Annotated in this window: 42 protein-coding genes; 17 read left to right on the forward strand and 25 right to left on the reverse strand. The window is 58.7% G+C overall.

The window, feature by feature from the left end; translation table 11 throughout:
* Positions 1–109: 109 nt before the first annotated feature.
* The 24 genes from EOA49_RS00640 to EOA49_RS00750 all read right to left on the reverse strand — a co-directional run bounded on the left by EOA49_RS00640 (position 110) and on the right by EOA49_RS00750 (position 12,995).
* Entirely contained in the window at positions 110–412 is a 303-nt protein-coding gene (locus EOA49_RS00640) for a hypothetical protein (protein WP_127242970.1), read from the reverse strand.
* 30 nt (positions 413–442) lie between these two features.
* Entirely contained in the window at positions 443–706 is a 264-nt protein-coding gene (locus EOA49_RS00645; RefSeq protein WP_127242972.1) for a hypothetical protein, read from the reverse strand.
* 13 nt (positions 707–719) lie between these two features.
* Entirely contained in the window at positions 720–962 is a 243-nt protein-coding gene (locus EOA49_RS00650) for a hypothetical protein (protein ID WP_127242974.1), read from the reverse strand.
* A 258-nt stretch (positions 963–1,220) separates the two neighbouring features.
* The gene (locus EOA49_RS00655; protein WP_164749185.1) at positions 1,221–1,991 is read right to left on the reverse strand and encodes a tRNA(His) guanylyltransferase Thg1 family protein; all 771 of its coding nucleotides are present in this window, start codon (positions 1,989–1,991) and stop codon (positions 1,221–1,223) included.
* 85 nt (positions 1,992–2,076) lie between these two features.
* Positions 2,077–2,316 carry a hypothetical protein gene (locus tag EOA49_RS00660; RefSeq protein WP_127242978.1) on the reverse strand — a complete coding sequence of 80 codons (240 nt, stop codon included), beginning with the start codon at positions 2,314–2,316 and terminating at the stop codon, positions 2,077–2,079.
* 42 nt (positions 2,317–2,358) lie between these two features.
* Positions 2,359–2,601 (reverse strand): hypothetical protein, encoded by a 243-nt coding sequence (locus EOA49_RS00665; protein WP_127242980.1) that lies wholly within the window; start codon positions 2,599–2,601, stop codon positions 2,359–2,361.
* Positions 2,602–2,823: 222 nt separating this feature from the next.
* On the reverse strand, positions 2,824–3,822 hold the full coding sequence (locus tag EOA49_RS00670; protein WP_127242860.1) for a site-specific integrase: 999 nt from the start codon (positions 3,820–3,822) through the stop codon (positions 2,824–2,826).
* Positions 3,823–4,018: 196 nt separating this feature from the next.
* On the reverse strand, positions 4,019–4,459 hold the full coding sequence (locus EOA49_RS00675; protein WP_127242862.1) for a GIY-YIG nuclease family protein: 441 nt from the start codon (positions 4,457–4,459) through the stop codon (positions 4,019–4,021).
* A complete protein-coding gene (locus EOA49_RS00680) occupies positions 4,456–4,755 on the reverse strand; it encodes a hypothetical protein (RefSeq protein WP_127242864.1) in 300 nt (99 codons plus the stop codon). The genes EOA49_RS00675 and EOA49_RS00680 overlap by 4 nt, the downstream gene beginning before the upstream one ends.
* On the reverse strand, positions 4,745–5,749 hold the full coding sequence (locus EOA49_RS00685; RefSeq protein ID WP_127242866.1) for a hypothetical protein: 1,005 nt from the start codon (positions 5,747–5,749) through the stop codon (positions 4,745–4,747). Before EOA49_RS00685 ends, EOA49_RS00680 begins: the two co-directional genes overlap by 11 nt.
* A complete protein-coding gene (locus EOA49_RS00690) occupies positions 5,746–6,135 on the reverse strand; it encodes a hypothetical protein (protein ID WP_245460456.1) in 390 nt (129 codons plus the stop codon). The genes EOA49_RS00685 and EOA49_RS00690 overlap by 4 nt, the downstream gene beginning before the upstream one ends.
* Positions 6,135–6,419 carry a hypothetical protein gene (locus EOA49_RS00695; RefSeq protein ID WP_127242869.1) on the reverse strand — a complete coding sequence of 95 codons (285 nt, stop codon included), beginning with the start codon at positions 6,417–6,419 and terminating at the stop codon, positions 6,135–6,137. Before EOA49_RS00695 ends, EOA49_RS00690 begins: the two co-directional genes overlap by 1 nt.
* Before the next feature lie 187 nt (positions 6,420–6,606).
* Positions 6,607–6,819: a hypothetical protein gene (locus tag EOA49_RS00700; protein WP_127242871.1), complete on the reverse strand. Its 213-nt coding sequence runs from the start codon at positions 6,817–6,819 to the stop codon at positions 6,607–6,609.
* Positions 6,816–7,286: a recombination protein NinB gene (locus EOA49_RS00705; RefSeq protein ID WP_348626852.1), complete on the reverse strand. Its 471-nt coding sequence runs from the start codon at positions 7,284–7,286 to the stop codon at positions 6,816–6,818. The genes EOA49_RS00700 and EOA49_RS00705 overlap by 4 nt, the downstream gene beginning before the upstream one ends.
* Positions 7,283–8,035: an ERF family protein gene (locus tag EOA49_RS00710; protein ID WP_127242875.1), complete on the reverse strand. Its 753-nt coding sequence runs from the start codon at positions 8,033–8,035 to the stop codon at positions 7,283–7,285. The genes EOA49_RS00705 and EOA49_RS00710 overlap by 4 nt, the downstream gene beginning before the upstream one ends.
* On the reverse strand, positions 8,028–8,216 hold the full coding sequence (locus EOA49_RS00715) for a hypothetical protein (protein WP_127242877.1): 189 nt from the start codon (positions 8,214–8,216) through the stop codon (positions 8,028–8,030). Before EOA49_RS00715 ends, EOA49_RS00710 begins: the two co-directional genes overlap by 8 nt.
* Positions 8,206–8,376 carry a hypothetical protein gene (locus tag EOA49_RS32475; protein ID WP_164749176.1) on the reverse strand — a complete coding sequence of 57 codons (171 nt, stop codon included), beginning with the start codon at positions 8,374–8,376 and terminating at the stop codon, positions 8,206–8,208. The genes EOA49_RS00715 and EOA49_RS32475 overlap by 11 nt, the downstream gene beginning before the upstream one ends.
* Before the next feature lies 1 nt (position 8,377).
* Complete coding sequence (locus EOA49_RS32480) at positions 8,378–8,548, reverse strand: hypothetical protein (protein ID WP_164749177.1); 171 nt, start codon at positions 8,546–8,548, stop codon at positions 8,378–8,380.
* On the reverse strand, positions 8,548–8,892 hold the full coding sequence (locus EOA49_RS00720) for a hypothetical protein (protein WP_127242879.1): 345 nt from the start codon (positions 8,890–8,892) through the stop codon (positions 8,548–8,550). The genes EOA49_RS32480 and EOA49_RS00720 overlap by 1 nt, the downstream gene beginning before the upstream one ends.
* A gap of 301 nt (positions 8,893–9,193) precedes the next feature.
* A complete protein-coding gene (locus tag EOA49_RS00725) occupies positions 9,194–9,505 on the reverse strand; it encodes a hypothetical protein (RefSeq protein ID WP_127242881.1) in 312 nt (103 codons plus the stop codon).
* Positions 9,506–9,727: 222 nt separating this feature from the next.
* On the reverse strand, positions 9,728–10,051 hold the full coding sequence (locus EOA49_RS00730; RefSeq protein WP_127242883.1) for a hypothetical protein: 324 nt from the start codon (positions 10,049–10,051) through the stop codon (positions 9,728–9,730).
* Complete coding sequence (locus EOA49_RS00735; RefSeq protein WP_164749178.1) at positions 10,048–10,848, reverse strand: phosphoadenosine phosphosulfate reductase family protein; 801 nt, start codon at positions 10,846–10,848, stop codon at positions 10,048–10,050. The genes EOA49_RS00730 and EOA49_RS00735 overlap by 4 nt, the downstream gene beginning before the upstream one ends.
* A 47-nt stretch (positions 10,849–10,895) precedes the next feature.
* Entirely contained in the window at positions 10,896–11,288 is a 393-nt protein-coding gene (locus EOA49_RS00740; RefSeq protein ID WP_127242887.1) for a hypothetical protein, read from the reverse strand.
* Positions 11,289–12,257: 969 nt separating this feature from the next.
* On the reverse strand, positions 12,258–12,995 hold the full coding sequence (locus EOA49_RS00750; protein ID WP_127242891.1) for a S24 family peptidase: 738 nt from the start codon (positions 12,993–12,995) through the stop codon (positions 12,258–12,260).
* 50 nt (positions 12,996–13,045) lie between these two features.
* On the opposite strand from EOA49_RS00750, the gene EOA49_RS00755 reads away from it, so the two are divergent.
* From EOA49_RS00755 to EOA49_RS00785, 8 genes are all read left to right on the forward strand, one after another.
* Positions 13,046–13,300, forward strand: coding sequence for a hypothetical protein (locus EOA49_RS00755; RefSeq protein ID WP_127242893.1), 255 nt, complete (start codon positions 13,046–13,048; stop codon positions 13,298–13,300).
* Between the two features lie 139 nt (positions 13,301–13,439).
* A complete protein-coding gene (locus tag EOA49_RS00760) occupies positions 13,440–13,856 on the forward strand; it encodes a hypothetical protein (RefSeq protein ID WP_127242895.1) in 417 nt (138 codons plus the stop codon).
* A 158-nt stretch (positions 13,857–14,014) separates the two neighbouring features.
* Positions 14,015–14,191 (forward strand): hypothetical protein, encoded by a 177-nt coding sequence (locus EOA49_RS32485; protein ID WP_164749179.1) that lies wholly within the window; start codon positions 14,015–14,017, stop codon positions 14,189–14,191.
* 193 nt (positions 14,192–14,384) lie between these two features.
* On the forward strand, positions 14,385–14,801 hold the full coding sequence (locus EOA49_RS00765; RefSeq protein ID WP_245460458.1) for a hypothetical protein: 417 nt from the start codon (positions 14,385–14,387) through the stop codon (positions 14,799–14,801).
* Positions 14,798–15,625 carry a hypothetical protein gene (locus tag EOA49_RS00770; protein ID WP_127242897.1) on the forward strand — a complete coding sequence of 276 codons (828 nt, stop codon included), beginning with the start codon at positions 14,798–14,800 and terminating at the stop codon, positions 15,623–15,625. Before EOA49_RS00765 ends, EOA49_RS00770 begins: the two co-directional genes overlap by 4 nt.
* A complete protein-coding gene (locus tag EOA49_RS00775) occupies positions 15,622–15,978 on the forward strand; it encodes a hypothetical protein (RefSeq protein WP_127242899.1) in 357 nt (118 codons plus the stop codon). Before EOA49_RS00770 ends, EOA49_RS00775 begins: the two co-directional genes overlap by 4 nt.
* Positions 15,975–16,388: a hypothetical protein gene (locus EOA49_RS00780; protein ID WP_127242901.1), complete on the forward strand. Its 414-nt coding sequence runs from the start codon at positions 15,975–15,977 to the stop codon at positions 16,386–16,388. The genes EOA49_RS00775 and EOA49_RS00780 overlap by 4 nt, the downstream gene beginning before the upstream one ends.
* Positions 16,336–16,734, forward strand: coding sequence for a hypothetical protein (locus EOA49_RS00785; protein WP_127242903.1), 399 nt, complete (start codon positions 16,336–16,338; stop codon positions 16,732–16,734). Before EOA49_RS00780 ends, EOA49_RS00785 begins: the two co-directional genes overlap by 53 nt.
* Here EOA49_RS00785 and EOA49_RS33250 read toward each other — a convergent pair.
* Positions 16,695–17,006, reverse strand: coding sequence for a hypothetical protein (locus EOA49_RS33250; protein WP_245460459.1), 312 nt, complete (start codon positions 17,004–17,006; stop codon positions 16,695–16,697). The two genes, EOA49_RS00785 and EOA49_RS33250, sit on opposite strands and share 40 nt — an antisense overlap.
* Before the next feature lie 252 nt (positions 17,007–17,258).
* Between EOA49_RS33250 and EOA49_RS00795 the strand changes: the two genes are divergently transcribed.
* The 9 genes from EOA49_RS00795 (at position 17,259) to EOA49_RS00835 (ending at position 25,033) form a co-directional block, all read left to right on the forward strand.
* Complete coding sequence (locus tag EOA49_RS00795; protein WP_245460460.1) at positions 17,259–17,795, forward strand: hypothetical protein; 537 nt, start codon at positions 17,259–17,261, stop codon at positions 17,793–17,795.
* A gap of 263 nt (positions 17,796–18,058) precedes the next feature.
* Positions 18,059–18,298, forward strand: coding sequence for a hypothetical protein (locus EOA49_RS00800; protein WP_127242906.1), 240 nt, complete (start codon positions 18,059–18,061; stop codon positions 18,296–18,298).
* A 56-nt stretch (positions 18,299–18,354) separates the two neighbouring features.
* Positions 18,355–18,723: a hypothetical protein gene (locus EOA49_RS00805; protein ID WP_127242908.1), complete on the forward strand. Its 369-nt coding sequence runs from the start codon at positions 18,355–18,357 to the stop codon at positions 18,721–18,723.
* A complete protein-coding gene (locus tag EOA49_RS00810) occupies positions 18,611–20,086 on the forward strand; it encodes a terminase family protein (RefSeq protein ID WP_127242910.1) in 1,476 nt (491 codons plus the stop codon). The genes EOA49_RS00805 and EOA49_RS00810 overlap by 113 nt, the downstream gene beginning before the upstream one ends.
* Complete coding sequence (locus EOA49_RS00815) at positions 20,087–22,207, forward strand: hypothetical protein (RefSeq protein WP_127242912.1); 2,121 nt, start codon at positions 20,087–20,089, stop codon at positions 22,205–22,207.
* On the forward strand, positions 22,204–23,436 hold the full coding sequence (locus tag EOA49_RS00820; protein ID WP_127242914.1) for a hypothetical protein: 1,233 nt from the start codon (positions 22,204–22,206) through the stop codon (positions 23,434–23,436). The genes EOA49_RS00815 and EOA49_RS00820 overlap by 4 nt, the downstream gene beginning before the upstream one ends.
* Positions 23,437–23,446: 10 nt before the next feature.
* Complete coding sequence (locus EOA49_RS00825) at positions 23,447–23,707, forward strand: hypothetical protein (protein ID WP_127242916.1); 261 nt, start codon at positions 23,447–23,449, stop codon at positions 23,705–23,707.
* Positions 23,707–23,946, forward strand: coding sequence for a hypothetical protein (locus EOA49_RS00830; protein WP_127242918.1), 240 nt, complete (start codon positions 23,707–23,709; stop codon positions 23,944–23,946). Before EOA49_RS00825 ends, EOA49_RS00830 begins: the two co-directional genes overlap by 1 nt.
* Positions 23,894–25,033: a hypothetical protein gene (locus EOA49_RS00835; RefSeq protein WP_127242919.1), complete on the forward strand. Its 1,140-nt coding sequence runs from the start codon at positions 23,894–23,896 to the stop codon at positions 25,031–25,033. The genes EOA49_RS00830 and EOA49_RS00835 overlap by 53 nt, the downstream gene beginning before the upstream one ends.
* The last annotated feature ends 4 nt before the right edge of the window (positions 25,034–25,037 follow it).

The following is a 25,037-nucleotide window of genomic DNA, read 5'->3' on the forward strand; positions in this document are numbered from 1 at the left end:
ACGAATGTGTGGAGTGATGTCGATGAATGCATCCGGCTTTTCTTCCGCAGAGAGGCCGCGCGGCGCCTCCAGCAACAGCGTTATACGAAATCCGCAGAGCGCTTATAACTCACGTCGGCTTATCCACCAGCGGCTTACTCCGCTTCGGCGGGATATAGCTCTGCACCAGCCTTACCTTGTCCACCGGAACCGTCACCAAAGGCCCTAGAGCCACCGTAACGGAATCCTCGTCTATCCTGGTCACTTCTCCCTTAAGCTCGATCTGCTGGCCTCGCTTGACGGTTGAGGATTTATCCTTGATCGAGTGAGGATGATGATATCCTGGGATGGAGACGCTTACCCTATCCTCGGTGACGCGCCTGCGAACTGTCGCGGTGAGGGCGACTGTATCGCCTATCTTGATCCTCGGCATTCATGGAGGATGGCGCGGGGCAGGGCGGCGTCAAGGGGATGGCGAGGATGAGGCGGCACGTATGATCGCTGCCAGACTGTCAACGATCTCCATCCTCACGTCCTGGTCAATTTGTTCAAAGCCGCGCTTGATGTCTCTCCGATCTTTCAGGTCGGCAATGATCGCGCGCGCTGCGCGATGCGCCCAGTCTCGCGCCTTTGGTGGCTGTTTGGCGCGAGACCGCCACCACTGGTCTGTGGCGTCGTAAGGAAACTCATCTCCCTGCTCCAAGCGAATGCGGGTGATGTCCGTCATCTATCGTCTCCTTCTACCGGCTGGGAAGGGTGAGAACAGCGCGGACGCGTTTGTCGAAGTCTGCTTGCGCCGCTGCTTTGGCGGAATCTAAGTCGCCGTCGAACTCATCCCACCCGCCGTTCTCGGGCCAGCGAACTCGCGTCGTGCCGCGATCAGTCAACCGAACTTCATAGACGAGCCCATAGATCGGTGTGGCTCCCCACCACCGTTCATCTGTCTCGTCCCATTCCAGCGGCTTTACAACTATGTTTTCCATCTCGCCATCCTTGCATAAAGTCATTGAAAAGTCACGGCTTTTTGCTATTATTCGCAGAGTTCCACTCATCCTCCACGGCTATCATCGCTTCCCGTCTACTCTGCGCCTTGCCAGATACACCATCAGCCGCGAACCAAAGCCAGTGCGATCCCGCATTACTGTACTCAAGCCAGTACACCCTCCCGACATACGTTCCATCTTCCGTGTAGGCTGAGTAGTCGTTTTCCTTATCCTCCCAGGTGGATCGCCAGCCGATATTCATGCAAACAGCAGAGCTGCCCTGTCGTCTATGCCGCGAAGGTCTGGCATCTCGACTTCAATAACGTCCGTCCGATCGATTGGACCTGATGGCCTATATTGCGGTGGTATGCGCTCCAACTCTTCGGCTGTCATTTCCCGGCGCACTTTGACGCGCTTGATCAATGTCCCTCGCCGGAAGAATGCCGGGAAGTCATCGAAGTCAACGCCTATCTCGCGCAGCATCGCCACCTGATCGTCGCCATTCTTCCTGTGCAGTGCCGTGGGCGAGAAATGTTTGGCAGCGGCCATCTGGATGGCATTCTTGCGAGCATCGATCTCCCTCCAGTAGATCGCTTTAGCCGCATCCTCCCGGCTCACTGCGAAAGCTCTGGAGTCAAACTCGGGGAATTGCCGCTCGACAAAGACCTCAAGTCCCCACGACAACGCCGCCTTATAGAAAAGGTGCGTTGCCTTGGATGCTGTTCGGCTGGCGAGCTTCTGAAACTTTCCGCCATGTGCAACTTCGCTCGTCGGCCCCGGCTCCCAAAGAACTAGCGATATTTCATCCGATTGCGTATAACCAAGGGCGGCCCCGAACTCCGTCACCAGACCCTTCGCGGTATCGATCATGGCGGCAGACATGCGCCGGTCGAATGGCCGCTCCATGCCCTTGGTGAACTTGGAGAAGCGGTTGCCATCGATGCGGATATAGACTGCCTGACCCGACAAGCCGCGCCGGCCGGTCTCTGCGCCCTCAAGGCTTTTCAGGTAGTCGCCTAGCGTGTCCATCCTCATCTCCATTTCACCACCAGAACCAACCCTATCACCACAACCCCGACAAGCAGGCGCGGGAGCAGGAACCGGGCTGGCATCTCTATTCTCCTCGATCCTGGCGGATGGCGGAAGCGAGGGACTCGCCGGCATAGACTAGTTCGGTCAGACCCCAACTCTCCTTGGCGAACTTCTCCGCGATCTGCGCACACCGCTCACGTTCGGCCATCAGGGCTTGGGCTATGATGTCGATCTGCTGATCCAGAATGCTCAAAAGTCGCGCACGCTGAAGGGCATTTTTGGCAGCAACTCTGATGTCTTCCGGTATCTCACTCTCTGCCATGGTCCATTCCTCTCTTCACGTGGGGCTGATCCGATGGGGCGGTCATGCTGGCAGGACGCCAAATAACTGCCCGTCAAGCCTCAGGCTCTCGCGCATAGCTGCAACCTTCGCCTCGGCGTCCGTCCTGTCGTATGCCCACAACTCGGTGCCGTATTGCTTATCGCCCATGTCGAAGCTCAGGACGAAGCAGTAGAGCGGCCTGCCATATTCATCCTTGCGAACGAACTCGGCATCGGGCTGCTCGGCGGCATTGCGGCGCTCGTTCAGATCAATGATCTCGCTCATTTCCTAGCTCCTTGGCACGGTGAGAGGGGAACAGGCGCGGAACAGACTGGTGCAGCCGTGGGCCACTTCTCCCGACGTGTTCCGGTAAGGTTCTGCGACCATCTGCATCAAACTGCAATTTGCCCTGTTGACGAAACCTCAGAAATCAAGGAAACAGCGCCCGTTGCTGCGGTAGCTCAGTGGTAGAGCACTCCCTTGGTAAGGGCGCGCTCTTTTTATATATCATCCTGTTTTCATTAGCAATTCTGACGCAGACTCTTGCTGCTGGTGCAGCAGTGGGCCAGTAAGGCGATTTGTGACCGTCCGGTCCTTCATCGCATGCCCATAGGTATCGACCACGAGCTGCGCGCTTTCCCAGCCTCCAAGCCATGCCACCGTCACTGGATCGACGCCGGCCCTCAGAAGGCCCGTAGCGAAGCCGTGACGCAGCGCATGCGGCGTCAATTCGCGAATCTTCGCGCGCTTGATCGAGGCATTCCACGCCGACTTGATGCTGTGCCTGCTGGCGTAGCCGAACACCTTTCCCTTGCGATCCGTTTCCAGGTTCGCGAGTGCGACAATAAGAGCCGGCGGCAGGTGGACGACATGATCGTCCCCGTTCTTCGTCTGCCATAGAACGGCCTCGCGGCGTTCGAAGTCCACCGCGCTCCATTCCAGGTCGGTCATATTGCTGATGCGTGATCCGGTCAGCAGACCGAACTTGGCGAGCGCGGCGAGATTCTTTGGCGCCTCGGCAGCGAAAGCTTCGACCCATTTCCAGTCGGCTTCGTCCCGGCGCTTCTTTGGCACGGAGAAGCGATCGACCTTCGTCAGCGCGGTGCATAGATCCAAGGTCGCCGCATGGTTGATAACGGCGACCGTGGGTGTGATGAACTGCCTGTTTCGCGTCGCCGGCCCAGCTTGCGCGTAAACCTTGATCGCTGCCAGTTTGATCGCTCCAGGCGTGATGTCCTTGACCAGTGTGTTCTTCCAGTGGTTCAACACAGGCTCAAGAAAGCGATCAGATCGGCCGGCATCGAGATAGAGTGCCGCAGCTGCACCGAACGTCAGGATCGACGCCGGGCCATCAAGGTCACGTTTGAACTCCCTTGCCTCTGCCCGGTTGGCGATGCGCTCTGCCGTCTTTTTGTCAGCCGTTCGAGTGCTTTCGTGTAGCCGTCGTCCGGCAACCGTACCCCTGTACCACCAGATGCCGTTGCGATCGTAGAGTTTGAGCGGCATGGTTCCTCCAGAAGAATTTCCAGATGCTCAGGCAGAAGGATCATTGCCTTCCCGAACACGCGGCAGGCGCCAAGGTCGCGCGCCTTCTTGCGCAGCGCCCGTTCTGAGATATGCAAGCCGAGATCGGCTAGACGCGCAACTGCCATTTCCGGCGACATGGCGCGGTCCAGAATATTGTGCGCCGTTTCCACAGGGCTCATCCCGCCATCTCCCGTTGCTGACGAAGGCAGAACCGATCAAGATAGGCGGAAAGTGCACCGTCTAGGGTGAACCATTCTCCATGTGCCCGGAGGCTGGCAAACTTCCTGTGGAAGTCTCGTTCCAGAGATGCTTTGCCCTCGATCGCCATGAGCAGTTCCAGTTTGACTGGGGAGCCAGTCTGGAGTCGGGGAAGGCGATCGGCCACTTCCTTGGCAAACCCGATCTTCACGAATTCGCCAGCGCGAACGAAATAGATCCAGCCGTCCACCTCCGCGCCGTCACGATGGTGGACCATGAACTCTGTCGGCAGCCGGCTGACAGTTATCTCTCCCGTTCCTGCCGCAAGAGTAATCTTGTGGACCTTGCCCGGCCCGCGATCCTTCAGGATCTTCGTCAGCCTGGCAACATCGTCATCGGTGATCTCGCGCCGGCTCACGTCTCTCTCCCCTCTACTGTGGCGAGGGCGCGGCGGAGATCGCCCATGGTGATGGCTAGGTCAGGCCCGTATCCCCTGATGGTCTCTTTGTCGTGAAGCTCGTGCCTGTTCCTGCCAAGCACATCCAGCGCCTTTCCAAACGGCTCCAGCGCCTCCCTAAGCCGCTTCTCTGCCTCTCTGCTGCGGGAGAGTTCGGCCTTGAGTCGCTTGGCCTCAGCTTCAGATCTCTGCGCGCGCTTCTGCTGTTCTATGGCCGCGTCTCGCCAGGCTTCTTCCTCTATGCGGTTAGCGGCCATCCCCGCCTCCATCGGTCTGTGCGGAGGGGGATGCGGCGAGGGCGCCATTCCAGCCTTCCTTACATGGATAGCCCATGTAGCTGTCTCCCACGTATGGACAATGCAGGCCATGAGGGCACGGGCCGTCACGCATGGCACAGATGCGAATGGCGCCTGCCTCATGCGTCTGCGGCTCATCCCATTTGACATGCGGTTCAATGAGCGCTTCGACCTTGGCAGACTGCTCGTCGGCGAAGGCAAGATCGGCCTCAAGCTTCGCGATGCGCCTGTCTGCCTCCTCCAGCTTCCTGCGCAGATCTGAGGCTTCGGCTTCGGAGTGCTCGTAGCATTCTCGTTCGCGGCGCAAACACGCGGCGAGAAGGGTGAGCGCGGCGGCGGCTTCGTCGAGCAGTCCAGACGGTATGGTCAGAAATCGGCTCGATCGGTAGCCGGAAGCGCGATCCCGTAGCCGCTGGATCAGCACCGCGATATCCTCTGCCGGTACCGCCTGCGGGGCTGCAGCGTTGGCACGCTCGACTGTCGCTCGACGTTCGAGCTCAACGAACGCGGCGCGGCGACGCATAGGACCATCTCCCCAAGCGCCATCGGCAACCTCTTGCAGTTCTTGGTCGGCGGTAGGCTCCGCTCCTGATGGTGCTGTGACGGATGCGAGATCAGCACGGACATACTCGGCGTAGAGGCCGCCTTGCATACCGGCGACGCAATGCCCGAAGCCGCTTTCGTCAAAGTCGCCGGCCCAAATACGCTCGGGCATGTTGTCTTCATCACAGGCGATAGCGCGAGGCGTGTCCACCGCCTTTCCCGGTGCGGAACGGGCGGCGAGAAGGCCAGCTTGGTACAACGCCTCCGCGCCTTCCCGCGCGTTGCAGTTCGGCGCAGGCCATCCGCATAATGTTCCCGCTTCACAAAGGACAGCCGCTGCTCTTGCCTTTATCTCCGCCTCCAGATCGCGTGTGGGCTGTACCGGATCGCTTGAGACTTGTTCGGGGGTCATGGCTTGGTCCTCGCGTTTCGAATGATGATCTCTGCCATGGTGTTGTCGCCCTTCACGCCGTAGAGCGCCAAGGCAACCTGAAGCGGGTCTATGCCTACCGATGCCCAATAGGCGCGCTCGTCCATGGAGTGCTGCCGGCGATGCTCTGAGGGGCAAAGAGGCACAGCCCAACGATCGTCGGCCTTCTCGGCTTTGCCCCGTTCGCGTTTCCCGTAGCGAGGATCGGCATAGGAGACATGGCAGGCTTCGACGGGCCGCGTTCCAGTCACCAGGCACGGCAACTCATGCAGCCACTTCAGATAGCTCGCGTCCTTCTTTGCCGGTCGCTTCTTGTCGGTCGGTGACAGGCTGAAAGCGGTTTCGGGTCGGCGAACGGCCCATCCCATCACCCATCCCCCTTCACATATCCGCCTTCCATCCGTTCGAAGTCGGCAGCGAGCGCTAGAGCCTCGCCATCTGAGACGGGCATGATCCGCAGATTCCGTTCGGCGTATTCCTGACCGCGCTCGTGGAAGTCGATCCAGAATTGCCAGTAGCTGATATCTTGTGGCAGGCAATTGCGGCTTCGCTTTTCCGCCTCCAGGCGCTGGCGGCATTCGTCAGCCGTCATGTTTATTGCCGACCTCAACCCCTTCGCCGCCTTGATCATACGCTTGCCGGCGGCGGTCATGGTCCAGTCCTATCGGCCCGCGCGATAGCTTCGATGGCTTCGATAGCCAATCGCGCCCTCTCTCTCGCTTGATACTTGGCCGCCTCGTTGTCGCTCTTGTCCACGATGCCCGACGGTTCCCACGCCCAAATCGAAGGGAACATGGCTTTGGCCACGAACTCGACCTTCTCTGCTAGATCATCTTGTGTCATTGCCGTGCCCTATGGATCTTGATTGCCGCATCTTCGGCATCGGCGCAGATCGCCTGAATGCCTTCGCGTATTTGCTTCTCTCTTCCGCCAAGCCCGGCCATGAACACGCCGACAAGCACGCCGAGCGCTGCGCCAGCATCCTCGCTCCTCTCACCCTCAAGGAGCGAACTCATCCGCCCTGCGAGGTCGTACACACGGTTGCGGTTCACGCTGCTTTCTCCTCCTGGTGGCTATCGTCGCTGAGTGCGACATTGTGGCTGGCGCAAAAAGCCACGGCGTATTCGATGAGTGAGGATGCTCTCGAAACATTCATGCGAGACGTGCTTTCGCGAACGTTGACGAACTCGCCCTCTAGGCCGGGAACGATCTCAACTTGGCCTTTCGTCGCTACCGTGTGGCCGCTAACCAGCAGGACTTTCCACTCCTCGGCATTCCGGCGTTTGCCGGCCCACGCGAAACTCGACCGTGCAAGATCGGAGCAGATCGCGTGAAACTTCGCGTTCTGGTCAACGTTGCGCGTCATCTCGCGGATGGTGATGATGGCATTAACCGGCGCGCGGTCGATAAGCTGCTTTGCCAAGGCGCGCTGCGAGGAGCCTCGAAGAATGCAAGTCTGTGCCATGGTTATCCTTTCCGGGCGACAGAGCCGAAGCCCCGCCGCCCTTCTCTTGTTCATCCTGCTTGCAAGGTGGGAATGTGCTGGCCGTTTGAGGGCCGATCGCCGGGGAATACGTCTTCGTCTGATGCGCCATTCAGGATGGCAGCTCGGCGCTTCTGAATTTCCTCGCGGGCGACTTCCTTCCAGCTCTCGGGCCACTTGTCTGCCTCGATCTTGGCTGCCCAGTCGAAAGTGAATTTCGACAGGACCGGGATCGTCTCGCACTCGCGAAGCTCCACCTGGAACTCGTCCCAGACCTTTTCCTTTTTCAGCGAATGAGCTGTGCGCGCGGTGCCGGCGGCGTTCCAGCCGACTTGCCGCTTTGCCGCGACTTCGTGTGTGGTCGAGTCCGCGTCGTTGTCGCCCTCGGTCGGGATGCAGAACAGCATCATCGCGGCGTATTTGTAGGCTGCCGACATGGCTTTGTTGGTGGCCTTGTCGCCGCTGTCCATTGCCTCGCCAAGTGTGCGGACGGTATGCTTCGAGCCGTCCTTGGCGCTGATCAGATCGAACTCGGCTTCCACCGTGACATAGAACAGCGCGCCGCCCTTCTGTGTCTGGCGCTCCGCCACGTCGCGGGTTAGAATGCGCGGGACGATGACAAGGCTGTGCTTCGAAAGCAGCGAGTTCAGTTCGTTGTAGACATCATCGATGCCGCGGAAGTTGTAACCCTGCTGCTGGTTCTTGCGGCTCTTGGTGATGCCGGTCTGACCGATGTCGGCCATGACATCGCGGATCGCCGCGTAGACTTCTGGAACGTTAGCCATCGATCGTGATCCTCTTGCGGGGTTCGGCGTCCATGATCTCGGTCACGGTCGCCCTTGCGTTTTCGGTGCCGATGATGCGGCAAAGATCGCGGTAGCTGCTTCTGATGCTGTGCTCGATGAACCCGGCCCCATAGCCATCCTGGGGCACGTCCATGACTTCCACTTGCTGATCACGCTGCATGGCGGAACTCCTCTTCGGCTCGATCTGCTTCGACATCATCGATGATGCGTTGCGCTTCCTCGGCGTCGATGCCAGCGGTGAGCAGCGTCTCGTAATAGTGCCAGCGCCTTTCCCATTCGGTCTGGAACCGGAGCAGGCGGGCTGTTTCGAGGATGTCCATGTCAGTCCTCCTCACCAAAATTTTCGAGCAAGTCCTCGATCGCCTCTTCCTCGGTGCGGCCATAGCCATAGGGGCTGCAGTCGGCGCCGAGATCATCGAACCAGGCGCACCAGTCGAAGCACCTGACAGGGATGGGCGGAAAGATGTGCGACGTGATAACCTTGCGTTCCATCACGCAGCCTCCAGCTCGCCAGCAAACCGCTCGCGCGCATCCTGGCTGGCGTAGAGTGCCGCCTCGATCTTGCGGAACAGACGGGCCTTGAAGGAGGTGTTGTCCTTCGCCGGCCACGGCAGCAGCAGCGCCGCGTCAGTGCGCTTCATGACGGACAAGCTGTAGCCCTTGAGCGTCTGGCGCTCTCGCTTTTGTCCGTCGATGGCGATATGCTTGACGTAGAAGTCGCCGTCGCGCGGGTCGTTCAAGGCAAGCTCGGCTGTTCCCCAGAACGATCCGAAGTAAACGCCGTCTTCCTCGATCTCGATGTCTTCAAAATCATATTCTACGGAAAAGTCGTTCATCGTGTTCTCTCTGGTGAAGCCGCCGACTGTGCGACTGCGAGTGGTGTTGATGGGTGGGCTAGGACGGCAACGCTTCGAAACACTCGTCGCAAACGATGTGCAGCGTGGGCTTGAAGATGTCGCAGAAGTGGCGTGTCTCATTAGGCTTCGTCGGGGGCAGATTGCATCCGCACCGAGCGCATCGCGTAAGCTGCTGTAGGCTTCCCAAAAAGCCTGGTTCGCGGATTGCCCACTTCGCGGTGCTTTCGCCGTCAGGGCCGATCTCGTGTATCTGCTTCGCCTCGGTCACGGTGTTCTCCATCTATCGCGGTATCGGGCTTGCGGTTGGGGAGGGGATCGCTGTGCCAGTGTTTGCCGTATCTTTGGCGACGGTTCCCTGTACTGCGATAGTTCCCTGTCCATCCCAGCAAGCGGGAACAAAACCTTCGCAGTTGCAGTAGCGATCAGGGTGCTTCGTGCATGGCTTAAGCGTGCTCCCGCTCAGGAGCAGACTGGCAATTTCATGAGGTTTCCCTGCCGATTGCTCCTGAGCGGGAGCGCGAACAGGAGATGACAGGCCATCCTTGAAGCCGTCCTTGTAGCCGCGCATGTAGTCGTCTTTCTTCTGGCTCATCTCTATGTTCTCCATCTATCGCGGTATCGGGCTTGCGGTTGGGGAGGGGCTCAGGCTGCTCACAAGAGCAAAATGGGAATGTGCATTGCCGGTAATCCCAGCCATCAAAGCCGCCACCGATCCGCCAATCCGCGTAGATCGGCCTGCGATAGGGTGGCCAACCAAAGGTTCTTAGAAACCAGGGGGTTTGACGCCATGCGCCACGCTCGCGACCATCTGTGATCATGCCGCCCTCTCTCGACGCGAAAACCAATGTGTCTTCTCCAGACCGACGATGCTGTATGAGTGCTGGCTAAGCCTATTCATCAGTTGAACGGCTAGTTTCACGGCATTTTCTAGCAGCGTTGCTTCGTCGCTTGGGAAGCGTGGATAATTGATCAGACCGATGCGAACGCCCGCTTCTTCGCCGCCCGTATAGATGTAGGTGACTGGTTCGATGGTGACGCAGAGACCAACGTCGAAGCAATACTCGCGGCAGACTTGCTTGGCTTGATCAAGATCGCCTGCAATGAAGATGTCAAAGCGAATGGTGGGGCAAGATGTCATGCCGCCCTCGCAATGCAGTCTTTGCACATCGGCTGGAAAAGATCGGCTTGCCAAACATCGCGATGTTTGGTGAAGGGCGCGCCCCAGCCAAAGCCGTGCTTGGAAACTACCTCATATTCGAGATCGGCCAGCCACTTGCCCCATGCCGGGTAGAGTGCAGCGGCTTCGACGCGTTCCTCTTTGCTCTGCATGGTCCCGCACATGCATTCGCCAGAACGGCATAGGGCTTTGGCGACCGGGTTGATCGGGGTGCCGCGACTATCGAGATATTCGTCGCGGTCATCCTGCGACCAATCGTGAATGAGATTGACCCAAATGTTCCCCGGCGAAGCGGGGTCTTGCCGCCATACCTGCAAATGCTTTTGACGATTCTCGCTTTCGTCCTTGCGGGCCCCATTCAGGAGCATGACGCGAATATCGCGCTTGCCTTTCCTGATCGCTGCCGAAACCGCCTTGCGGAATGGTGTCGCCTTCAACACTCGATAGGCATAAGCATGGGCTGATAACCCTTTGCCGAAGAAGCCTTTTCTGATAACGTAGTCCTCATAGGCGGTGCCCGCGTCGGCCTCGACGTACTCGCCTAATTTGCCGTATGTATCGCGGACGAACTGGCTGGTTTCAGCGATGCCGCAGCGCGTGTTGCCATGCATCACGAAGTCGATCTTGACGCCAAGTTCGCGGGCCACTTGATCCGAAGCCGCGCTATCCTTTCCGCCCGACACCATCGACACGAAATGCGTCGGGTTGAAGCGCTCAATGGCCGCTTTCAAAATCTCGGCGCTACTCTGAATGTTCACAGTGTTCTCCATCTATCGCGGTATCGGGCTTGCGGTTGGGGAGGGGCTCAGTCGAATTCGTCGCCGAATGACTGACCTGGAATGGGGCCGCTGTCGCCAAACGTTGCTGAGGGCCGCTTGTATGGTCCAAGGTTCTTCGCAACTGAGGCGCTGCACTCCTTGAACATTGTTCCGATGGAGCCATCGGCTCTTATGACGCGACCACGGATGTTGTCCGACCATCCGCCCAAGCTCGTCACGAGGAAGCGCACAGTCACATTATTCTGGTGCCATCCGCGAATTTCGGTAAACTCTGCCACGCATTCTTTGAAGCCAGTCGCTTGCAGCTTTGCATCTCGGTAACGAGCTACGGCCGCCGAAGCTGCCTCTTGAGCCTCCCTGGACTTGGCCTGCGCCTCTTTCATCTGGCGCTCCAGTTCTCCCAAATCAGTCTCGCTCATCGTTCGTCTCCATAGAGCGCATCTGCTGCGCTTGTTGTGGGGGATGGGGTTAGCGAGCCGCGAGAGCAGCCGCGCCAGCCGCCAGGGCTTCGTCTCGCGATGGAAAGTTGCCGACATGTGTCTGGCGCCCGTTCGCGTAGTAATAGGCTCTCCATCTTCGGGTGCGCTTGTCTTGGTAGGCACACGGCCTGCTCGGCACATTCCATCGGCCGCGTCCCTTACGGGACATGTCGCGCATGTTGTCTGTGTGGGTGCCGAGGAAGAGGTGGTCCGGGTTGACGCAAATCGGCTCGTCGCACCTGTGAAGAACCGAAAGACCTTCCGGGATCGGCCCTTTGTAGGCGGCGTAAGAAACGCGAGCTGCGGTGCGTGAACCCATCTGGGCTCTGCCTTCGGAATTCGCGCTACCAAGCCAAATCCAACATCCCGTGTTCGGCTCGGGCATGCACTTTGCTTCAAGGCGCTCTTTGATTGGTTTTGCGGTAGGGGGCATCGCTTCAAGTTCCGTTTGTTGAGACCGACAGTATACGCAAAAAACGTATGACGCAAGCGAAATCTACGTAAAAAAAGTAGGACGGTGTTGATTTTTGCGTATGACCCGGCTAAAAAAGCAAAACCCCGGCGGTTAGGCCGGGGCTTGAAAAGCGGTCGGGACGTTACGTCCACTGGTTGAAGACGATGGCGACCGCAGCCGTATAAGTCACGGCTTATGCATTACCATCGGGCGCGGCATAATGCAACCCCACTCCGAAAGACCGAAGGGGTGCCGCCGTTCTCTTAGCAGAGAGGACGAAAAAGTGCGGTCAAGCTGTGGCGCTGTTCTACGACCACGGCGGAAGGTGCGACGGGCGGCTCCGGCAGTCAAGATCGTTACCGGCATAGGGGCTAACCCTGGCTCTCTGAGCGCAGGGCTTAGTCCTCCTATGTTCGGAACTCAGGGACTCTCCAACAGTCAAGCCCTCTAAGGAACTAGGAGTTAGCACCACCCATCGTGATGAAGTGAACTGACTTGACCCGCTCGTGAGGAAACTTGAGCTGCTTGGGCGGGTTATATTGCTCAAGCACCAGCTCGACAGCATTGTGCCTGACAAACCGCTTCACAAAAGCCAAGGGCGGGTCATCTTCATTGTTCGCAAGGATCTGAACAATGACAAAATCGCCTTTGACCACCCGTTTATGAGGATTCACATAGACAACCTCGCCATCAAAGTAGCGTGGTTCCATAGACTCCCCAGATACCTGAACTGCATAAGCTCCGGACACGTTATCGAGCACCGGAGGCGCAACAACCTCGTACAAAGCAACCCCATTCATGGCGAATTCGCCATCTATTCCGCCGACCGCGCTACCGTACACGGGAATTTTATTTCCGCTAGTCACATCTCGTGAGATAACCACAGCATTAGACGGCTCTAATGCTCCGAAGTTGAATTCGGGGCCGGCAAGCTCCCAGATTTCCGGCCTTGTGATTGGTGGGTTTCCTTTTCCTAGTAACACTTTCTCAACCTTGGCCACGAAATCCCTCTTTAGGTAGCCGGTTTTCAGTTTGCCTGGATCGAAATAGCGCTGAATGCTTGATGCGCTGGCGTAGCCCATCTCTCGCGCCATCTGATCGATCGACATGCCGGTTCGCTCACGCAACTTGCGCATGCGATTCGCTATTGATTCCGGCGAGTTATCCATCGGGCGCATAAGGCCATTAGTCATGTACGTTTTCCACGTTGACAGATCGTACGCAAAATGCGTATGATGCGAACATGACTGATGCAGCGAACGCCAGAAAACTCCTTTCACCAGCAGCTTATGTGATCGGCAAACTCGGCGGCTTGACCAAGGCCGCCAACAAGCTGGGTCGCCCAGTCACCACCGTTCAAGGGTGGCAAATCCGGGGACGTATTCCGCAAGACCATTGGGCACCGGCCATTGCAGTGGCCGAATCCGAAGGGGTCGAGCTGAAACTAACCGACTTCCTCAATGACCATTCTGTTCCGACAGAGGGCGAGGCCGCATGACAATGTCCACCATCCTCACAGCCTACCTTACCGCTTCCATTCTGTTTGGCGCTCTCTGGGCTGGCATCGGCTGGAACCTACAGGCCCGCATGTCCAGGGTTGAGAAGCACGAAGCATGGCGGGAAAGGGGCATCTGGGAATGAGCGAAATGATCGAGCGCGTGGCGAAGGCGATATCGCGCAGCATCCCGCTGGACGGTTCGCATTGGCATTCGCAACACGGACATGACTTCCCTCGCCAATATTCCGAGAGGGAGCAGAACATCATCCGAGGCATCGCCCGCGCCGCTATCGAGGCCATGCGCGAGCCGACTGAAATGATGTCCCGCGCCGGAATGAAATCGATCCAAGCGTGGGAGGACAATGATCCTAATGGCATTCTCATGGATTTCCGTGAGCTTTCCTGCTGGCGCGCCATGATCGACGCCGCTCTCTCCCAAGACACCCTCCATTCCAGTTCGTCGGCCGAACCCCCTAGCGTGGCCGACGCTCAGGCAGGCGGAGACCACGGCCCCTCCCACGGCGCGTCTCCGTCTGCCGCCCAATTCCCCGAATAGGTGAACACCGATGACGGCCGTTCTAATGCTCTGCTTCAGCGCGAACATGATTTGCACCGGCGTAAACGTGCAGAACGGCCGATATGGTTTAGCTGGCTTCACTGCCAGCGTGGCGGTTTTCTGCCTTGTCGGCATCATCGAGAGATTGCGGTGATCGCATGACCACCTCTCTGCTAATCCTCTCCGCCTTCGCCGCTGGCATCGCGCTCGGCCGTAAACACCGGCCACCGCTGCCCATAGCGGCTTCGCGAATTAAGTTCATCGAGCAATTCGGCAGCGCGCGCGACCATGGCGCTACTGAGTACGAGTTTTTCTGGCGGGAGCGCGAGGAATGAATTGTCATTCGCGACTGCTGCACCCCACCCCGGCGCCGACTTACGCAACACTGTCGGCGCCCCCAATTCACTGCACCACGAAGCTCGTGTTTGGCGACCCTGCTTCCGGTGGTGCATCGCTAGTCCTTTCCGCCGGTTGTTCCGGCTTAGTCACTGCTGTGTACGGACATCACAGTAGTGAAAGGGAAAAGGCATGTCCGACACCAAGCGGGTCAGTTCCGACCCAAAGCAGGGTAGAGTCGACACAATGAGCATCGCTGTTGGGGAGGCGTTCGAGTACCTGAACGCCGGAACACGAAAGCATTATCGCGGGGCAGGGGACACTGCCTCGGCAGCCCGGGACCGCGCGGCGCGGGAAGCGGGCATTTCACCGGCCCAGGCCGAACGGCTCTGGAAGCGCTGGCGAACGATGGCAAGCGTGGATGGCGATGTCTATCGCGCCCTCCGCAACCAGTATGAGCGTTTGTGTGAGCGAGTTGAGAACGCAGCCGAAGCCATGGAGCGAGAGGCGCGAGATATCGAGGCAAACAATGCGACTTTGGGTGGCCATCGGGCGGTGGCTGAGGGCGTGGCGGGCGCGTCGAAGGGCGCGGAAAGGGAAATGAGATGAACTTTGCTGCTTGTCGTCGCCGTTGGGGCGACAATGATCGCTACCTTGGCCCGTTCTGCTACGCGCGAGACGGTAGAGCTTATCGACCGCTCGCTATCGTCCTATCATCTGGCGGCGACGAATATCCCGGCGCCAGTCTTCGTTTCAGCGGTTTCGGACACACGCTAATCATAGCGCTTCCGTCGATCATTAAGCCCTGGAAGCGCTGGGTCGATACCTCTCGTTATGAATGGTCCACTTCGCCCAACGGCGGCTATTGGGACATTCAGTCACGATCGTTCGGTTTCTCCTACTCGGAAGGCTTTCTGCAGGTCTTCCACGGCCCGCAGACGCATGACAGTTGGACAGACAAGACATGGACCAAGTTTCTGCCTTGGACGCAATGGCGGCACGTTCGTAAGAGTTTCTATGGCATCAACGGCGAGCATGTCGCGACGCTGCCGGATACCGGCAAAAGCTACACCCTCGATTCGGGCAGATGGGAACGTGAGCGCGCTATCGAGAAAGCAACGCCGACCGTCTGCTTTGAGTTTGATGACTTCGATGGAGAGCGTCTGACGGCGACGACCAAGATAGAGGAAATGGAATGGAAATTCGGGACCGGCTGGTTCAAGTGGCTTAGTCTTTTTCGCAAGCCGAAAGTGCGGCGCTCACTTGATATCGAGTTCTCCGGCGAGACTGGTGAGCGCAAGGGCTCATGGAAGGGCGGCACGCTCGGAACCGGCATCGATATGACATCGGGCGAACTGCACGAAAGCGCTTTCCGCCGCTACTGCGAAAAAAACAGGATGACATTTGTCGGCTCATCGACGGAGGCCGCTTGATCGCCATCACGCTTCCATGGCCTCCCCGGTCCTTGCATCCAAACGCCAGAACCCACTGGGCTCGCAAGGCCAAGGACGCCAAGCAGGCTCGTATCACAGCTGCTTGGTGCGCCAGGGAAGCAGGAATCCGCAAAGGCGATTGCGACATTCCCCAGGCATTGAAGGTGACTGCGATCTTCTACCCGCCCAACCGGCACAAACATGATCTCGATGGGTGCCTGAGTAGCTGCAAGGCATTTCTAGACGGTATCGCGGACGCCATAGGGGTTGACGACAGCAAGTGGCAACTCGCGTTGCGCAAGGAAGAGCCCGTCAAGGGCGGATTGGTCAGGATCGAACTGGAGGCAGCATGAGCCTTGAACACCGACACGCTATTCTCGACGCGCTGCTCACCGTCCTCGATGAGGATCACGCACTTGCCGTCATGGAGCATAGGCGCATCACTATCCGCAAGCCGCTCACAGCCTATGCAGCTCGGCTCCTGGCAAAGCGCTTCGCTGAATACGGCGACGCCAATGCGGCAGCGGACATCATGATCGAACGCAACTGGCAGGGCTTCAACATCGACTGGCTGCGACGACGGCAGCAATCCGGCAAGCGCAACTATGTCGATGTGGCGAAGGACAGGTGGAATGGATCAGCGGGCATATATGGCAATGACGGCGATGCTCAATGCGTTCCCTCAAGGTTCCGGCAACCCGGATCTGACGATGGCGACCTACGAGAAATTGCTGGCGGGCCTTTCCTCGCAAGCCGTCATTGAAGCAGCGCAGCGCTTCGCTTCAGGCGAGGTGCAGGGCCAGAACATGAGTTTTGCCCCCGCTGTTCCCGAGTTCATAGCGGAGGCCAAGCGTCGGCAGGAACTCATCGACATCAAGGCTCGGCCTCGTCTTGCGGCGCCATCTGGCTATACCGGCACACCCTGGCACATCAGGCAGGAGAAGTACCGCACCAAATTCCGCGACTGCCCGATCATCAAGGAGAACGTCTCCTATGACGAATTCCGCAAGATGAGCGCGGCACGGGAGATTCCAGCGGGCTCGGCATGGGTTGCGGCAGTCGCGACGATCTACGGGCCACCAGCAGGCGAAATTGCAGAAAGGAGTTGAGTATGACGCTCGTCGCATATGCGGGCCAGGATGAGGCCGAAGCGTGGAATCGATATAACCGTCATTCGGTGAGGGCGTCTGCCTTTTCCGCCGAATTCATCGAACAGGCCAGGCAAGCCAGAACGCAAGCCGCCAAGCAGGAAATGAACGGCCGTGGCCTCATGCAATTGCGACGGCAAGGCATGCCGGAATGGGCTCGCCAGATAACCGCCGAATGCGCCGACCGTCACGATGTCTTCGTGGCCGATATCGCGGGCGATAGCCGTCGTCATAAGACTGTCCGCGCCAGAAACGAGGCCATGTATCTCGTCAAGTCGGCGAAACCGATGCTTTCCAGCCCGCAAATGGCCCGCTGGTTCAATCGGGATCATACATCGGTGCTTTATGCGCTCGCAAGCCACAGCAAGGCGAATAACCTTCCTATGCTTGTTGGCTACGATCTGGAGACAGCTAGGGAGCGCAATCGGCAAGGTCACCACAAGCGCAGAACGCGGACTCCCAAGCAATCCTAACGAGGACACTACATGGCAAAGGGCGCGACAAGGAAAAAGCCAGAGTTCGTTTCTCAGCATATCGAGATCGGCATGGCTGAGATCGAGAACCCGAACTGGTCTCGCGCCCACGATGGCGTGAGGACCAATGTCCGCTATGTCCAGCAGCCGATCAACATTCGCGAGAGCGCCATTACCACGCTTGCGGCAAAGGGTGTGATTGATGAGGCGCAGACAGCGGCAGCCGATCGCTTCCGTGCCCTGTGGGAGCGCATGGGCGGCGCCGGAGCTGGCGCTCTCGACTATAGCCGAGAGCCCGTTGACGGCGGTGGCATTGCAGAGCCAATCACGGTTCGCCAACTGGAAGCTGGTTTCGAACTCAGCGAGGCGAGAAAAGCGCTGCTCAAGGCGCATGGCGAATATGCCTATCGCCTGGTGGGCTACATCGCAGGGCAGGGCATGTCGATTCACGAACTGACGGAGACGCGCCGGCAGCGGGACACCATGACCGACAATCTGCGTTCCTACCTCGATGTGCTGGCCGTTCTCTGGAAATTTTCGACGCGATAAATTTCAGGGGCTTGACAGTCGCGCGCGTGAGATGCTAGGTTCATTGTACTGGCGGTAATGTTGCCAGAAATCCCACAAATCACGAGTTTGCCGGTCGCCCCCGTCGCGTCGAAACGCATCGGGTTGGGATAAGCGCTGATCGTTCGTGATCGCCGCCGTCAAAGCCATATAGAGGGACAAGGCGATTGTCTGAGCCATCGCCTCCCATCGGCAGAGTAGCCGAGGTTCATCATCATGTCAGGATGGAACAACGGAGAATACGAGTGAACCTGAACGCACAGGCCATAAACACTCCTTGGTCCGAGGAAATCAAGAAACAGGAGGAATCCTTTCTTGAGGACTGCGCCTGTGCCAAGGTTGTCTCGACCGCCCAAGGTGATGCGCTCCTCATCAACGGCAAGGTCCTCTTCGTGCACGGTCCCGACAACTGGGGGTATGCGAACCTCATTGCGAAAGCGCTCCGCATGGTAGCCGGCAAAGAGTCCGGCGGTGCATCAGCTTAGTCAAACCACCCTTTCGGTTCGTTTCCGACAATGGTCAAGGATCTGATCGGACGCTGATGGACAAGCCAGCCAAAGACGACAAGACTGGCCGCTTTTTAGCGGGCAATAGCGGTAATGGGGGCCGGCCGAAGGGTGCGCGCTCCAAGCTCGGCGAAGCCTTCATCGAGGATATGCTGGCTGATTGGGAGGCAAACGGCCCGGCTGCCATCACTCGCGTTCGCGCGGAGAAGCCAGACGCCTATCTGAAGGTCGTCGCCTCGATCCTGCCGAAGGATCTGAACGTCAATATCAATCAAACGGATACGATGACGGATGAGCAGCTTATCGAGCGCATCCGGTCCCTCGATGCCGCAATCCGGCCTTTCCTCGATGCTGAGGGAGCGAGCGGAACTGGCGTCGGTTCTGGACCGGCGACTGCGCACTAACAAGCTTCGCCTTTATCGCCCGTACGCAAAGCAGAAGATCTTCCACAAGGCCGGCGCAACGCACAGCGAGCGCCTGTTCATGGCGGGCAATCAGCTCGGCAAGACGGTTGCCGGCGGCGCCGAATGGGCAATGCATCTCACAGGAAGATATCCCGACTGGTGGGAGGGTGCATCATTCAACCAAGCTCCCTTGCTCTGGGCTGGTTCGGTTACAGGCGAAAGCACGCGTGATAATCCGCAGCGTATTCTGGTGGGGCCTCCAGCCAAGGAAGAAGAGTGGGGCACGGGATTTATTCCTGCTGACTGTATTCGCGATCGCACTCGTGCTGTGGGCGTTCCCAATCTCCTCGATACGGTCGTGGTTCGCTGGGGCGGTGGCGGCGACGTTCAGGCCGGTGAGAGCATTATCGCCTTCAAGGCTTATGAAAAGGGCCGCGAGAAGTGGCAGGGGCCGACTGTAGACGGCATCTGGTTCGATGAGGAGCCGCCTGAGGATATTTATTCCGAAGGACTGACGCGCACCAACAACGGCCAGCGCGGGCAGTTCGCGCAGACTACTTTCACGCCTCTCTTGGGCATGTCCACTGTCGTCAGCCGCTTCATCATGCCGGCGAAGGATGATCCCGGCCAGGATTCGCGCATCGTCACGTCAATGACGATCGATGACGCGGAGCACTATTCGCCCGAGGAGCGGGCAAGGATCATCGCCAGTTACCCGGCGCATGAACGGGAAGCGAGATCCAAGGGCATTCCGACGCTCGGGTCCGGTCTCATCTTCCCTGTGCTGGAGGAGGAGATCATCTGCAAGCCATTCGCCATTCCGGCGATCTGGCCGCAGATCAATGGGCTTGACTTCGGCTATGACCATCCCTTCGCGGCGGTCAATCTGGCTTGGGATCGAGACGCCGATATCGTCTACGTCTGCAAGAATTATCGCAGCCGGCAGACGACGCCAGTCATTCATGCGGCAGCAATCAAGCCATGGGGAGAATGGGTGCCCTGCTCCTGGCCGCATGACGGTTTTCAGCACGACAAGGGCTCAGGCGATCAATTGGCTGCCCAATACAAGGCTCAGGGCCTCAATATGCTGCCTGAGAATGCCCAGTGGGAAGAGGGCGGCATCGGTGTTGAAGCTGGTCTGGCGGCAATGCTCGATCGCATGCTGACCGGCCGTTGGAAAGTCTTCGATAGTTGCACGGAATGGCTAGAAGAGCGGCGCCTCTATCACCGCAAGGACGGCAAGATCGTCAAGGAGCGCGACGACGTGCTGTCGGCCTCTCGCTACGCCTTGATGATGCTGCGCTATGCCGAGGTTAAGCCATCGGCCTCGATGCTGAAGCGCAAAATGGATTGGGTTGTCTAGATGGCAGCACTGACAGACGAACAGCTCAGCGCGATTGTCTCGACGCAGATTCATCTTGCGAAGAACCATGATCGCAATGAGCGCGAGAAATCCCGCTCCAAGGCGCTGGATTACTATCTCGGCAGTCTGGATGCCTATGTTCCGCCAGAGGTAGGGCGCTCCAAGGTCGTTTCGCGCGATGTGGCCGACACGATCGGCTGGATGCTGCCCGGCATCATGCGCGTGTTCACCGCGTCCGATCGCATGGCCGAGGCTGAGCCCGTTGGTGAGGAGGACCAGGCATTCGCCCGCGAAGCCACGGACGGCATGAATTATGTGTTCTGGAAGGACAACAAGGGCTACGAGATCGTCTATAACGCGACGTGGGATGCACTTCTCGTCGGCAATGGCGTGGTCAAGACCTATTACGACGAATATCCGATCTACACGTCGTCGTTCCATAGTGGTCTGAGCGAAGACCAACTAGCGCTGCTTCTTGAGCCCGATGACGACGGTGAAAAGCCGGAAGTGCTAGCCCAGAGCGAAAAGATGGTTCTCACTGTGGATGAGGCCACGGGGCAGCCGATCGAGGCCAAATCGTTCGATGTCAAGATCAAGCGCAAGAAGGCCGAAGGCAAGTTCTGCATCGAGGTCATCCCTCCAGAGCAATTCCTGATTGATCAGAACGCCATTTCGACAGACGAAGCCGCCTTCACGGCCCATTGGGAGCGCAAGGCCAGGACTGAGCTTGTCGAGATGGGGTATGACAAGGATGTCATCTGGTCCATTCCGCAGTCGGCCAAGAACCAGACGCCGGAAGAGTCATCCCGCAGCCCGATGACATTCGACCAGGAAGCCACCGACAAGTCGATGGACCTGGTGGACTATTACGAATGCTTCATCAGGATCGATGTCGATGACGACGGTGAGGCAGAGCTGGTTCGGGCCTGCTTTGCCGGTTCGGACAGCGGCAAGTTGCTGGATTGGGAGGTCTGGGAGGACGAGCACCCCTTCGATGATATTCCTTGTGAGCCAGTGCCTCACCGCTGGGATGCCCGCTCGATCTCCGACGAGACGATGGACGTGCAGGATGTCAAGACGGTTCTGCTTCGTCAGGCGCTGAACAACGTTTATGCGGCCAACAATCCGCAGCGGTTCGCCAAGGGCACCATCAAGAATATGGACGAGCTTGTCTCGCCCACCTTTGGTGGCGTCGTCATCGGCGAGGCTAATGCCGAAATTGAAGACTTGGCCGTTCCTTTCGTCGCCAACCATGCCTTTGAGGCAATTGCATATCAGGATGAGGTAGTTCAGCGCCGCACGGGTGTCGGACGCGGCACCATGGCGCTCGATCCCCAGGCTTTGCAGAACCAGACGGCGGAAGCAGTGAGGGAAGGCAAGGACGCCGGTTACAGCCAGGTAGAGATGGTCGCCCGCAACATGGCCGAATGGGGCTGGCGCAAGGTCTTCCGCAAGCTGATGCGGCTGATGATCAAGCATCAGGGCGAGCGTGTGATCATGATGGCCGGCAAACCGGTCAAGATCGACCCACGCTTCTGGAATGCCGACATGGATGTAACGATCAATGTCGGTCTTGGCACGGGCTCGCGTGATCGCGACATGTCGATGCTCAATGTCATTATGAGCACGCAGGCGGCGATCGCGGCGCGTCTCAGCGCCATTCCGGGTGGCCAGATGAAGGCGCTGGAGTTCATCCCGAAGATCATGAACGCGGCCATCAAGCTCACGGAATCGTCCGGCTTGAGAAACCCAGAGCACTATTTCCCGACGATCACGGCCGACGACATGAAGGCAATGGCGCAAGCCATGCAGCAGGCGTCACAGCAGCCCGATCCGAAGGTGCAAGCCGAAATCCAGAAGCACCAGGCTCAATTGCAGATCGATGCGCAGAAGGCACAGCAGGACGCGGCTCTTCAGCAGCAAAAAGCCGTTGCCGATATCCAGCTGAAGCGCGAGCAATTGGCAGCAGAGCTGGAACTGAAGCGCGAGCAGCTGACGGCCGAGATCACGCTGAAAGAAGCGCTGGCCACGCGCGAGATGAACCTGAAGGCGGCATCTGGTTACTATAAGCAGCCTAGCGTGAGCACATCACCCGTTGAGATGGGCGGGCAGCCGGGATGACGCTGCTTCGCTCGCCCGCACGACTGCCGCAAGCGACGGTCATTTATCCGCCACATCAGGGCAAGAGGGGCGGTCTCAACTCATTCCAGTACGTGATTGATTTCACCGCTGGAACGGCCATTGGCGGAACGCAGCCATATGGCTCAAACACAAACGATGGCCGGCTCTTCCGCGATGGCACGAACTCGGTAGCCTGTTTCCTGCCGTCCGTTTCGGATGGGACCGGAACGATGGTCTCTGTCGGCAATGCTGGCCTTCGCCGGTCAACTGGCGGGGTTTGGAGTTCTCCGTCCCTAACCAACCGGCTGTTGTGGAATCGCGATCTCACCAACGCCGCATGGGTGATATCGAACACGACGGATCTTACCGCTGCAAAAGCGGCGACCGGAGCGGACGGCACCAACAACGCCGCTTCGCGCATCACCTGCAACGTCGCCAACGGCACGATCAAACAATCCATCACGCTGGCATCCAGCCAGGTGGTGTTTTCGTTCATGATCAAGCGCTCGAACGGCACGGGAACGGTCGAATTCACTGTAGACAACGGTACGACTTGGGCTTCGATCGAATCGGGCCTGAACGGCAACTATCAGTTGAAGTTCATCACGCAGGCTGCTGTGACAAATCCTGTCGTCGGCATTCGCATGGGAACGCCTGGCGATCAGATCTCTGTTGACTTCGGCGAACTGATCTCGGCTGCCAACTCGGTCAATCTTCCGAAGCGCGATCGCGTCGCCACCACGACCGCGACCGTCCTCAACACCCAGTCCAGGCCGACGGCTGACATTGCCGATGCTGCACCGAACACACTCATTACCGCCGCTCGCCAGCCTCATGCCTTCTATTGGCAAGGACGCTCGGAGCGCGGCAACGGCGCCGGCCTGATCACGGGCGCGACATCGATGTTCTGCACGGTGATTGCCAACAACGCCGTTACCTACGCTGAAGGTTCGGGCTCAGTTCAATCTGCGGATTCGGCGTTCAGGGTTGGCCTCGATCAGGTCAACAAGGTCGCAGGCTATTTCACAGCAGGCGGGGTAATCAAGCTCTGCGTCAATGGTGGAGCGGTCGTTTCGGGCACTGGTGCCACGGCTGACGCGACAATGGACCACTTTGACCTTTCGACCAACGGCGCCGGCTCACGCTCGATCTACGGCGTGACGGAAGTGTTCAAGATGGGCTCGGGCGTGACATTCACGGATGCCGAACTCATCGCAATGACGACATAAGGAGCCTGGCATGGCCATTCTCGCAGGAACGATTTCCGGCACGGGCGCCACGGGCGCTATCGCTGGGACGAAATTCTCCATCAAGATGGATTTCTCCGGCACCGCTTCGGTGGATATCGAAGAGCAGATGCCGTCCGGCAACTGGATCAAGGCTGTGACGGCAATTACGGCGGATTATGTTCAGGTCTACGATCGCCCGACGCTGACCACGCTTCGCCTTAACTGCACGGCATTCACCAATTCCGTCGAATACATCGTAGAAACGAACTGATGGCGACGGCCGAAGCGCTGGCGCAGCTTTCTCAGGCGCTCGCAGACAATGAGGCATTCCAGGGGGCGCTCAATGCGATCCGCTCCAGCGCGCTCGAAAGCCTTGTTCAGGTAGAGGCAACCAATCTCGACGCCATCCTCGCCCTTCAGGCAAGGGTCAAGGTCGTGGACGAACTTCGAGGCAACCTTGAGGGTTTCATCCGTCAGGGAAAGCCGAAAAAGAAGCCGGGCATCGTCTGATCCCCGGAAACCGGCCAGTCAACCCTTAGCGGAACTGGCAATCCAAGGAAACAACATGGAAGACGACGACACCGAGATCGGTGGCGGCGCATCGCTGTCTATTGAACAGGCAGCAAGCGCCTTTGTGAAAGCCACCTCGCAGGGAGCCGACAAGGGCCAACCCGTGCAGGACAAGCCTATCGAAGGCGAAGAGGCCGACGACGAATTGCAGGCATCCGATCAGGATGAAGGCGAGGACGACGGCGAGACCGACGACGAAAGTCAGGCTGCGGAAGAGACCGAAGACGAGCCGGACGACAAAGGCAGATTCGTTGCCGCAAATGGCAAGGTGAAGCTGCCCGATGGGTCCGTGCTAACCGTTTCCGATCTCATCCAAGGCAACTTGCGCGATCGGGATTATCGGCAGAAGACAATGGGCCTCTCCGACGAGCGGCGAGCCTTCGAGGCACAATCTTCCGCCCTACAAGCATCCATGCAGCAGGTGAATGAGCAGCGGGCTTTCATGTCCAGTCTGCTCCAGCAGATCATGCCGCCGGCTCCCGACGCGCGCCTTCTCGAAGCTGGCACCCCCGATTACGACCCGATCACGTATATCGCGGCCAAGGCCAACTACGACAATTGGATGGCCAGCCTCAACCATCTCCACCAGCAATCCGAAGCCGCCCGGCAACAGACCGAGCAGAAGATTGCCAAGGAGCGGAACGAGCGGGCCAATTCGGAGGGCGAGAAGCTTCTGGGGAAAATCCCGTCGCTTCGAGACTCGGCCAAGCTGAATGCCTTCGCCTCCGGCCTGCAATCCGCAGGACTGGCGGCCGGCTTCAGCAAGGAAGAGATCGCGGAAGCCGTTCCTTATGATCACCGCATGGCCCTGGTGCTGCACAAGGCAGCGCTCTGGGACAAGCTGCAAGCGAACAAGCCCAAGGCCGTTCAGCAGGTCGAAGGCCGCCCCCCGGTGCAGAAATCGGGCAAGCGGCTGACACCGGACGCTCAGAAGGCCAGGCGCGCCACGGATGCAATCACCCGTCTGAAGCAAACCGGCACCGTCGCCGATGCGGCGGCAGCCTATCTCGCATCCAGAAAAGGATAATTCC

The organism is Mesorhizobium sp. M1A.F.Ca.IN.020.04.1.1, assembly GCF_003997315.1.
In the GTDB taxonomy this organism is placed as follows: Bacteria; Pseudomonadota; Alphaproteobacteria; order Rhizobiales; family Rhizobiaceae; genus Mesorhizobium.

Bases quoted from the DNA above. Each gene is read 5' to 3' on its own strand.
- EOA49_RS00640 (WP_127242970.1), bottom strand. From the start codon at position 412: ATGCCGAGGATCAAGATAGGCGATACAGTCGCCCTCACCGCGACAGTT.
- EOA49_RS00645 (WP_127242972.1), bottom strand. From the start codon at position 706: ATGACGGACATCACCCGCATTCGCTTGGAGCAGGGAGATGAGTTTCCT.
- EOA49_RS00650 (WP_127242974.1), bottom strand. From the start codon at position 962: ATGGAAAACATAGTTGTAAAGCCGCTGGAATGGGACGAGACAGATGAA.
- EOA49_RS00655 (WP_164749185.1), bottom strand. From the start codon at position 1,991: ATGGACACGCTAGGCGACTACCTGAAAAGCCTTGAGGGCGCAGAGACC.
- EOA49_RS00660 (WP_127242978.1), bottom strand. From the start codon at position 2,316: ATGGCAGAGAGTGAGATACCGGAAGACATCAGAGTTGCTGCCAAAAAT.
- EOA49_RS00665 (WP_127242980.1), bottom strand. From the start codon at position 2,601: ATGAGCGAGATCATTGATCTGAACGAGCGCCGCAATGCCGCCGAGCAG.
- EOA49_RS00670 (WP_127242860.1), bottom strand. From the start codon at position 3,822: ATGCCGCTCAAACTCTACGATCGCAACGGCATCTGGTGGTACAGGGGT.
- EOA49_RS00680 (WP_127242864.1), bottom strand. From the start codon at position 4,755: ATGGCCGCTAACCGCATAGAGGAAGAAGCCTGGCGAGACGCGGCCATA.
- EOA49_RS00685 (WP_127242866.1), bottom strand. From the start codon at position 5,749: ATGACCCCCGAACAAGTCTCAAGCGATCCGGTACAGCCCACACGCGAT.
- EOA49_RS00690 (WP_245460456.1), bottom strand. From the start codon at position 6,135: ATGGGATGGGCCGTTCGCCGACCCGAAACCGCTTTCAGCCTGTCACCG.
- EOA49_RS00695 (WP_127242869.1), bottom strand. From the start codon at position 6,419: ATGACCGCCGCCGGCAAGCGTATGATCAAGGCGGCGAAGGGGTTGAGG.
- EOA49_RS00705 (WP_348626852.1), bottom strand. From the start codon at position 7,286: ATGAACAAGAGAAGGGCGGCGGGGCTTCGGCTCTGTCGCCCGGAAAGG.
- EOA49_RS00710 (WP_127242875.1), bottom strand. From the start codon at position 8,035: ATGGCTAACGTTCCAGAAGTCTACGCGGCGATCCGCGATGTCATGGCC.
- EOA49_RS00715 (WP_127242877.1), bottom strand. From the start codon at position 8,216: ATGCAGCGTGATCAGCAAGTGGAAGTCATGGACGTGCCCCAGGATGGC.
- EOA49_RS32475 (WP_164749176.1), bottom strand. From the start codon at position 8,376: ATGGACATCCTCGAAACAGCCCGCCTGCTCCGGTTCCAGACCGAATGG.
- EOA49_RS32480 (WP_164749177.1), bottom strand. From the start codon at position 8,548: ATGGAACGCAAGGTTATCACGTCGCACATCTTTCCGCCCATCCCTGTC.
- EOA49_RS00720 (WP_127242879.1), bottom strand. From the start codon at position 8,892: ATGAACGACTTTTCCGTAGAATATGATTTTGAAGACATCGAGATCGAG.
- EOA49_RS00725 (WP_127242881.1), bottom strand. From the start codon at position 9,505: ATGAGCCAGAAGAAAGACGACTACATGCGCGGCTACAAGGACGGCTTC.
- EOA49_RS00730 (WP_127242883.1), bottom strand. From the start codon at position 10,051: ATGACATCTTGCCCCACCATTCGCTTTGACATCTTCATTGCAGGCGAT.
- EOA49_RS00740 (WP_127242887.1), bottom strand. From the start codon at position 11,288: ATGAGCGAGACTGATTTGGGAGAACTGGAGCGCCAGATGAAAGAGGCG.
- EOA49_RS00750 (WP_127242891.1), bottom strand. From the start codon at position 12,995: ATGACTAATGGCCTTATGCGCCCGATGGATAACTCGCCGGAATCAATA.
- EOA49_RS00755 (WP_127242893.1), top strand. From the start codon at position 13,046: ATGACTGATGCAGCGAACGCCAGAAAACTCCTTTCACCAGCAGCTTAT.
- EOA49_RS00760 (WP_127242895.1), top strand. From the start codon at position 13,440: ATGAGCGAAATGATCGAGCGCGTGGCGAAGGCGATATCGCGCAGCATC.
- EOA49_RS32485 (WP_164749179.1), top strand. From the start codon at position 14,015: ATGACCACCTCTCTGCTAATCCTCTCCGCCTTCGCCGCTGGCATCGCG.
- EOA49_RS00765 (WP_245460458.1), top strand. From the start codon at position 14,385: ATGTCCGACACCAAGCGGGTCAGTTCCGACCCAAAGCAGGGTAGAGTC.
- EOA49_RS00770 (WP_127242897.1), top strand. From the start codon at position 14,798: ATGAACTTTGCTGCTTGTCGTCGCCGTTGGGGCGACAATGATCGCTAC.
- EOA49_RS00780 (WP_127242901.1), top strand. From the start codon at position 15,975: ATGAGCCTTGAACACCGACACGCTATTCTCGACGCGCTGCTCACCGTC.
- EOA49_RS00785 (WP_127242903.1), top strand. From the start codon at position 16,336: ATGGCGACCTACGAGAAATTGCTGGCGGGCCTTTCCTCGCAAGCCGTC.
- EOA49_RS33250 (WP_245460459.1), bottom strand. From the start codon at position 17,006: ATGACGACGGCTATCGCCCGCGATATCGGCCACGAAGACATCGTGACG.
- EOA49_RS00795 (WP_245460460.1), top strand. From the start codon at position 17,259: ATGGCAAAGGGCGCGACAAGGAAAAAGCCAGAGTTCGTTTCTCAGCAT.
- EOA49_RS00805 (WP_127242908.1), top strand. From the start codon at position 18,355: ATGGACAAGCCAGCCAAAGACGACAAGACTGGCCGCTTTTTAGCGGGC.
- EOA49_RS00810 (WP_127242910.1), top strand. From the start codon at position 18,611: ATGAGCAGCTTATCGAGCGCATCCGGTCCCTCGATGCCGCAATCCGGC.
- EOA49_RS00815 (WP_127242912.1), top strand. From the start codon at position 20,087: ATGGCAGCACTGACAGACGAACAGCTCAGCGCGATTGTCTCGACGCAG.
- EOA49_RS00820 (WP_127242914.1), top strand. From the start codon at position 22,204: ATGACGCTGCTTCGCTCGCCCGCACGACTGCCGCAAGCGACGGTCATT.
- EOA49_RS00825 (WP_127242916.1), top strand. From the start codon at position 23,447: ATGGCCATTCTCGCAGGAACGATTTCCGGCACGGGCGCCACGGGCGCT.
- EOA49_RS00830 (WP_127242918.1), top strand. From the start codon at position 23,707: ATGGCGACGGCCGAAGCGCTGGCGCAGCTTTCTCAGGCGCTCGCAGAC.